At 67.7% G+C, this 7,083-nt stretch carries 5 protein-coding genes; all 5 read right to left on the reverse strand.

Annotated features, from left to right (window positions below):
- The coding region (locus E4L98_RS19125) for a DEAD/DEAH box helicase (RefSeq protein WP_167761383.1) at window positions 1-1,446 on the reverse strand (1,446 nt) is incomplete at its 3' end.
- A 57-nt stretch (window positions 1,447-1,503) separates the two neighbouring features.
- Window positions 1,504-2,589 (reverse strand): threonine aldolase family protein, encoded by a 1,086-nt coding sequence (locus E4L98_RS19130; protein ID WP_135203142.1) that lies wholly within the window; start codon window positions 2,587-2,589, stop codon window positions 1,504-1,506.
- Window positions 2,590-2,609: 20 nt separating this feature from the next.
- The gene (locus E4L98_RS19135) at window positions 2,610-4,445 is read right to left on the reverse strand and encodes an ABC transporter transmembrane domain-containing protein (protein ID WP_135203143.1); all 1,836 of its coding nucleotides are present in this window, start codon (window positions 4,443-4,445) and stop codon (window positions 2,610-2,612) included.
- A gap of 59 nt (window positions 4,446-4,504) precedes the next feature.
- Complete coding sequence (locus E4L98_RS19140) at window positions 4,505-5,587, reverse strand: lipocalin-like domain-containing protein (protein WP_135203144.1); 1,083 nt, start codon at window positions 5,585-5,587, stop codon at window positions 4,505-4,507.
- Window positions 5,587-7,083 (reverse strand): ABC transporter permease (locus tag E4L98_RS19145; protein WP_135203145.1); only part of this gene is annotated, 1,497 nt, incomplete at its 5' end. The genes E4L98_RS19140 and E4L98_RS19145, both read right to left, overlap by 1 nt.

Consider the following 7,083-nt stretch of genomic DNA (forward strand, 5'->3'; position numbering starts at 1 on the left):
TCCCTCCGGGCCGCCGGTCGCGTTGCGTGTGCCGCCGGTCCCGCGGTAGCCGCCATTGGCGCCACGTCCACCGCCGGCGGCGCGCTTGCCGGTGTCATCGCCCGAGCGGCTGCGCAGCGCCTTGCCGACCTTTTCCGGCGGCGTCCAGATGCCCAACGACTCGCTGCCGCCGGCCGGGCGGGGTGTCATGTCCCTGGTTTTGGCGGCTTGTGGCGCCGCGGGCGCGGCGGCCGGGCCGCGCTTGGCCGCCTTCGGCGCGGCAATCTTCATGGTCGGGGCGGCCGCGCCTTTGGGGGCGGTATCCGGCACGCGGTGATCGGCTTCGAATCCAGGCTCCTCGAAGCGCTGGATGTTCTGGCGCGTCAGCGTCTCGATCTCGCGCAGCATGTCCACTTCATCGGCGCAGACCAGCGAGATCGCCTCGCCCGCCATGCCGGCGCGGCCGGTGCGTCCGATCCGGTGGATGTAGTCCTCGGCCACCGACGGCATGTCCATGTTCACCACCAGCGGCAGCGCTTCGATGTCCAGGCCGCGCGCGGCGACGTCGGTGGCGATCAGCAGCTGCACTTCCTTGCGCTTGAAGCGCTCCAGGGCTTTCAGGCGCGCCGGCTGGGTTTTGTCGCCATGGATGGCGTCGGCCGCGATGCCATGTTCCTGCATGGTATTGACCAGCGCTTCCGCGCCCTTGCGCGTCTTGACGAACACCAGCGCCTGGCCCCAGCCGAGTTTGCGCATCAGATGCAGGAACAGCTCCGGCTTGCGGCGCTTGTCGGTGGTGACCAGCCATTGTTTGACAGTACGCGTGGCGGTATTCGGCGCTGCCACCTGGATCGATACCGCGTCGCGCAGCATGCCCTTGGCCAGCTTGCGGATCTCGTCCGAGAACGTGGCCGAGAACAGCATGGTCTGACGTTGTTTCGGCAAGGCTTCCAGCAGGATGTCCAGATCGCGCTCGAAGCCAAGGTCCAGCATGCGGTCCGCCTCGTCCAGCACCAGCGTCCGCAGCAGGGCAAAATTCACCGCGCCCTGATCGTGCAGGTCGATCAGACGGCCCGGCGTCGCCACCAGCACGTCCAGTCCCTTGCGCAGCTTGGCGATCTGCGGCGCGATATCCACGCCGCCGTACGCCACGGCGCTGCGCAGCGGCAGATTACCGCCATAATTGCGGAAGCTCTCGTACACCTGCTCGGCCAGTTCGCGCGTCGGCACCAGCACCAGCGCGCGTACCGCGCCCGGCTCGGTCGCGCCCTCCATCGTCAGGCGCTGCAGGATGGGCAGCGCGAAGCCGGCGGTCTTGCCGGTGCCGGTCTGCGCGGCGGCCATTACATCGCGGCCGGCCAGGGCGGCGGGAATGGCCTGTTTCTGAACCGGCGTAGGCTGCTTGTAGCCCAGCGCTTTCAGTGTAAGCAGTAATGGATCGATCAGGCCGAGTGCTTGGAAGGTCATGGTGTATTCAGTCAGACAAAAAGAAGGGCGCGGCCGCGGCGAGCGGCCTGCGTCGTATTAGTTGGCCAGCGCGTCCGACCACAGGGTCAGGATGTCGCGCACCTGCCGGTCCGGCAGGTTGAGCAGGTTGTCGCCGATGTACAGCTCCACCGAGCAGCGCTCGGGCAGCGCCGCGTGGTTGGCGCCGTTGAACAGCCACACGCTGTGCTGTTCGGCGATGCGGTTGCGGATCTCCAGCGCGCGCTCGCGGCCCACTGGCAAATGGATGTGCAGCATATTCGCATGCGGCCGGGCCGGATTGGGCGTCAGCAGCGGGTAATCGCGCAGCGTCTCGTACAGCCATTGCGTGCGGTGGAAGTAGTCCGGCATGGCGGCCACGCGCGTGTCGAACTGCATCGCCGCCGCGACCACGTAAGGCGTGCGCTGGTAGACGTTGCCGCCCTGGCGCTTGTACCATTCCTGCGCGGTGGCGACGAACGGCCGGGCGCCGGCCAGCATGGCGCCGCCCATCCCGCCGATGCCTTTGTACAGCGAGGTGTAGACGCTGTCGAAGCCCGCCGCGATTTCGCCGGCCGGGCGGCCGTAGGCGGCGGCGGTTTCCCAGAGTCGCGCGCCGTCCATGTGCAGATGGATGCCTTGCTCGCGACAGTATGCCTTGATGGCCTGCAGCTCGTCCCAGTCGGGACACTGGCCGCCGATTTCGCGCGCGGGCAGTTCCAGCAGCACGGCGCCCAGCTTGTCCGGGACGGCTTTCAGCTCGTCCAGCGTCCAAGGCCGGTGCGGATCGCCGATCTGCAGCGCGTGGAAGTGGTCGAACAGCTGGTGATTGCCGCGTTCATGTTTGAGAATGTGCGCGGTCGGATGCAGCGCCACCAGCCGGCTGCCGCGCTCCGCGCAGGCGATGCGCAGCGCCGTGGCCTGCGTCATGGTGCCGGTGATGCAGAAGACCGCAGCCTCGCAGCCCAGCAGGCCGGCGACCTTCTGTTCGAAATCCTGTATCAGCTTGCCGTTGCCATAGACGTCATGCGCGATGCCATTCGACTCGCACCACGCTGCCATGGCCGCGAAGCTTTCGGCCGGCGACAGCGTACGATGGCCGGGCAGCTGGCTGCGGCAGCTCAGTTTCAGTTCTGCGTCGGTCATGGCGTCTCCCTGAAAGACACTCAATGCTCCACATGCACGTTGTGGAACTGCAGCGCGGCCAGGTTGGCGTAGATGCCGCCCTGGGCGACCAGCGATGCGTGGGTGCCGGTTTCGACGATTTTACCGTCCTCCATGACGATGATGCGGTCGGCGCGTTGTACCGTCGCCAGGCGGTGCGCGATGATCACGGTGGTGCGGCCGACCATGGCCGCTTCCAGCGCTTTTTGCACCAGGCGTTCGGATTCGGCGTCCAGCGCGCTGGTGGCTTCGTCCAGCAGCAGCAGTGGCGGGTTTTTCAGCAGCGCGCGGGCGATGGCGATGCGTTGGCGCTGGCCGCCGGACAGGCGCACGCCGCGCTCGCCCAGGAACGACTGGTAGCCCTGCGGCAGGCGTTCGATAAACTCGTGGGCGGCGGCCAGGCGGGCGGCGGCGATTACCTCTTCATCGCTGGCGGCGGCGCGGCCGTAGCGGATGTTTTCCATGGCGTTGGCCGAGAAGATCACCGTATCCTGCGGCACGATACCGATGGCGTCGCGCAGGGTATGCAGGTCGAGCTGGGTGATGTCGACGCCATCGAGCTTGATGCTGCCGCGCTGCGGGTCGTAGAAGCGCAGGAACAGCTGGAACAGGGTGGTCTTGCCGGCGCCCGACGGACCCACCACGGCCACGGTTTCGCCGGGCCGGATGTCCAGCGACACGTGGTCGAGCGAGTTGGTTTCCGGCCGTGACGGATAGGAGAAGATTACGTCGGTCAGCGTCAGCGCCGCGCCGTTGGCGGCGCGCGGCGGCAGCGGCAGTGGCGTGGCCGGCGACTGGATCCGCGATTTCACCGACATCAGTTCCAGCAGTCGCTCGGTGGCGCCGGCGGCGCGCTGCGCCTCGCCCATCACTTCCGACAGGGCGCCGATGGCGCCGGCCGTGATCGAGGCGTACAGGATGAACTGGCCCAGGTCACCGCCGGTCATCTCGCCAGACAGCACGGCGTGCGCGCCCAGCCACAGCACGAACACGATGGCGCCGAAGATCAGCACGATGGCCAGCATGGTCAGATAGGCACGGGCGCGGATCCGGTTCATGGCGGTGCGGAAGGCGCCCTCCACCGAACTGCCGAAGCGCTGCGCTTCGATCTTCTCGTGCGTAAACGCCTGCACGGTCGGCATGGCGTTGAGGATTTCGCCGGCCATGGCGGAAGCGTCGGCCACGCGGTCCTGCGAGTCGCGCGACAGCTTGCGCACGCGGCGGCCGAACATCACGATCGGCAGCACGGTCAGGATCAGCAGGCCGATGATGATGGACGACAGTTTGGGGCTGGTCACGAACAACATCACCAGGCCGCCCAGGAACAGCAGCGAATTGCGTAGGGCCATGGAGATGCTGGTGCCGACCACCGACTGGATCAGCGTGGTGTCGGTGGTGATGCGGGACAGGACTTCGCCGGTCTGCGTGGTCTCGAAGAATTCGGGGCTCTGGGTGACGACGTGGTTATAGACGGCGCTGCGGATGTCGGCGGTGACCCGCTCGCCCAGCCAGGAAACGGTGTAAAAGCGCGCGGCGGTGGCCACCGCCAGCAGCGTGGCCAGGCCGAACAGTGCTAAAAATACCAGGTCGACGTGCTTGATGCTCTTTGCGCCGGCGCCACCGAAACCCAGGTCGATCATCTGTTTGAACGCCGCCGGTATCGCCAGCGTGGCGCCCGCGGCGACCACCAGCGCGATGCCGGCCAGGACGAACTGGCGCTTGTACGGCGCAAGGAAAGGCAGCAGCCCGCGCAGGGTGGCAAGGCTGCCTTTTTTCATTTCCCGGGAGACGTTTGGTGCGGTGGCTGACGGCATGCTGGCGGTGGTGCTGTTGGTCATCGTGGGGCTGCGCTTCAATAAATATGCTTCAAGACGTTTGATGCTGCTTCATATTGTGTCTACAACTTCATGGCGCGGACATAGCCTGTCATCTCCAGGTAGGCGCGCCCGGCCGGCTTGCCGTCGCGGCTCAGCGTCACCGCGCCTTCCCAGTACACCGCGCCGGTGGAGCGGCGTGAATCGAGCTCCTGATCGTCCTGCAGCGGCACGATCTCCCACACAGTGTCGCCTGTGGTGAGCCGCGTCGCAACGGGATACTCGGCATTGGTGCGCGGCGACCGCCAGCGCCTTTGCGGAGCAAAACTGACCTGATCCGGTGCAAACTGCATGATCTTACCGGATGCATCGCGCCATGTCGCGTGCGCCCATAGTTTAGCACCTGTCTTGCTTCTGACTTCGAAAGCCATCAGGGCGCCGCCGTCGGACAGGTTGGCGCCGACCCAATCCCAGCCGCTGGCTTCCGGGTCCAGGGCTTCGCTGGACCATTCGTGATCGAGCCAGGCGGCGCCACGCACGCTGGTCTTTTTGCCCAGACGGGTGATGCTGCCGCTTACTTGCAGGTGCGGCTGGCTGTAGTAATAGCTGCTCTGCGCGGCTTTCGGGCCTTTGCGCGAGTAGCCACGTTCGCCCTCCAGCAGGTCGGGCTGGGATGGCTGCAGTGTCAGGTCGTACTGGAATTGCGGACCGTCGACGTGCACCACATAGCTGCCGTCGGCGGCGCGCACCATATGCCAGTCTTCCAGCTTGACGTTGGTGTCGCCGGTTCTGGCGTAGGACAGGCCGAAGCCTTCGCGCGCGCTGCGCTGGTCGTGCAGCAGCTTGCCGTTGGACGGGTCGGACAGCGCGGCGTGGCCGATGATCAGCTGTTTGGGCGCGAACTGGCTGGGGTTGGCGCGGTCGTGCGTGGTGGCGCTGCGGAAGAAGGTGACCTGAAAGCCAAGCGGCTTGCCGTCCGGCGTCTCCAGCCAGCCGGTGACGTACCACCACTCGGTCTTGTAATCGGGATGCGCGCCGTAGTCCGCGGGGAAGGCCAGCGCCTGGCCGGCCGCCAGCGGGATCACGGGCGTGAACGCCGGCGCGGCGGCCAGCGCCGGCAGCGCCAGTGTGGCCGCCAGCACGACGGCGGCGAATCTGTGTGACATTACCAGTCCTCCCTGACGGCGCGTATCGGTCCGCCGGACAGCGCCTGACGGCCGGCCAGCAGCGCGGTCAGCGCGGCGGCGGCCAGCAGCAGTCCGGCCACGGTGGTCAGCAGCGCCCATGGCAGGTGCAGCTGCATGGTCCAGTGGAAGGATTGCGGATTGACGACGAAAACCAGTATCAGGCTGATCACCCAGCCCAGCGCAAAACCGGTGACGATGCCGAGCGCGGTCAGCGAACCGCCTTCGATCGCCAGGATGCCGAGCACCTGTCTGCGCGTGACGCCGACGTGGCGCAGCATGCCGAATTCCCTGGCGCGCGCCAGCGTCTGGGCGGAAAAGGTCGCGGCCACTCCGAACAGGCCGATGACGATGGCGATCGCCTCCAGCAGGTAGGTAATGGCGAAACTGCGGTCGAAGACTTTCAAGCTCATGGCGCGGATTTCCGATGGTTCGCTGGCGTCCAGCGTGGCCGCGAACGGCAGGCGCTTGAGCGCCTGCAGCGTGCCGTCGGCCTGGGCGCCGGGCCGCAGCGTCAGGGCGGCGCCGCTGACTTCCCGGTCGCCGGTGATGGCGCGGTAGTCCTCCAGGCGCAGCTGGACGGTTCCGGTGGAACGCGCATAGTCGCGCCAGATCCCCGCCACCTGGAAGGGATGGAGCCGGCCGTTCAGCGGCAGTGTGATGCGCTGGCCCAGCGTCATCCCGTACAGGTCGACCATGGCTTCGGACACCCACACCGGCGGCGGTGCGCCCGGCCCGGGCATGCGCGTTTCGCCGACAATCGCCAGGGTGCGGGCCGGGTTGGCGCTGTCGATATTGCGCGCCATGAGCACCACCGGCGGCCGGCCAGGCGCCAGCAGCACGGAGCGCAGGCGCAGGAAATCGGCGCGGGCGACGCCGGGCAGGGTGGCCAGCGCGCTCTGCGCCTCGGCCGGCAGGCTGGCGGTGCCGCCGCCGCTGGCCGAGCTGACGTAGATATCGGCCGGCAGCACGTGCTGCAGCCAGTCGTCCAGCGAGACGCGGAAGCTGGCAACCATGATGGCCATCGCCACCATCAGGCTGAAACTGGACAGCACGCCGCCGAGCGCGATGCCGGCCTGGCTGGACGCATTGGCGAGGCGCGACAGCGTCAGCGTCATCACCGCCGACGCGCCAGCCCTGCCGGCACTGGCGGCCTGCCAGCGCCGGTGCGCAAACCGGAACACGATGGCGGCCAGGCGCGGCATCAGGCCGATGGCGCCGATCAGCAGCAGGGCGATGGACAGGTAGCCGAACAGCGGCAGCTCGAACAGCGGCGGCGCCTGCGACAGCAGCGCGGCCAGCGCCATGCAGGCCAGCGACGGCCAGGCGCGCGCCAGCCGCGCCATGGCGACTTCCTCGGTGCCCGACTTGAGCGCGATCGCCGGCTTGGCGCGCGCCGCATCCAGCGCCGGCGCCAGGCAGCCCAGCAGCGCCACCGCCACGCCGAGCGCGAAATAAATCGCCGCCGCTCCCGGCGC

The organism is Duganella callida (assembly GCF_004614165.1).
In the GTDB taxonomy this organism is placed as follows: Bacteria; Pseudomonadota; Gammaproteobacteria; order Burkholderiales; family Burkholderiaceae_D; genus Rugamonas; species Rugamonas callida.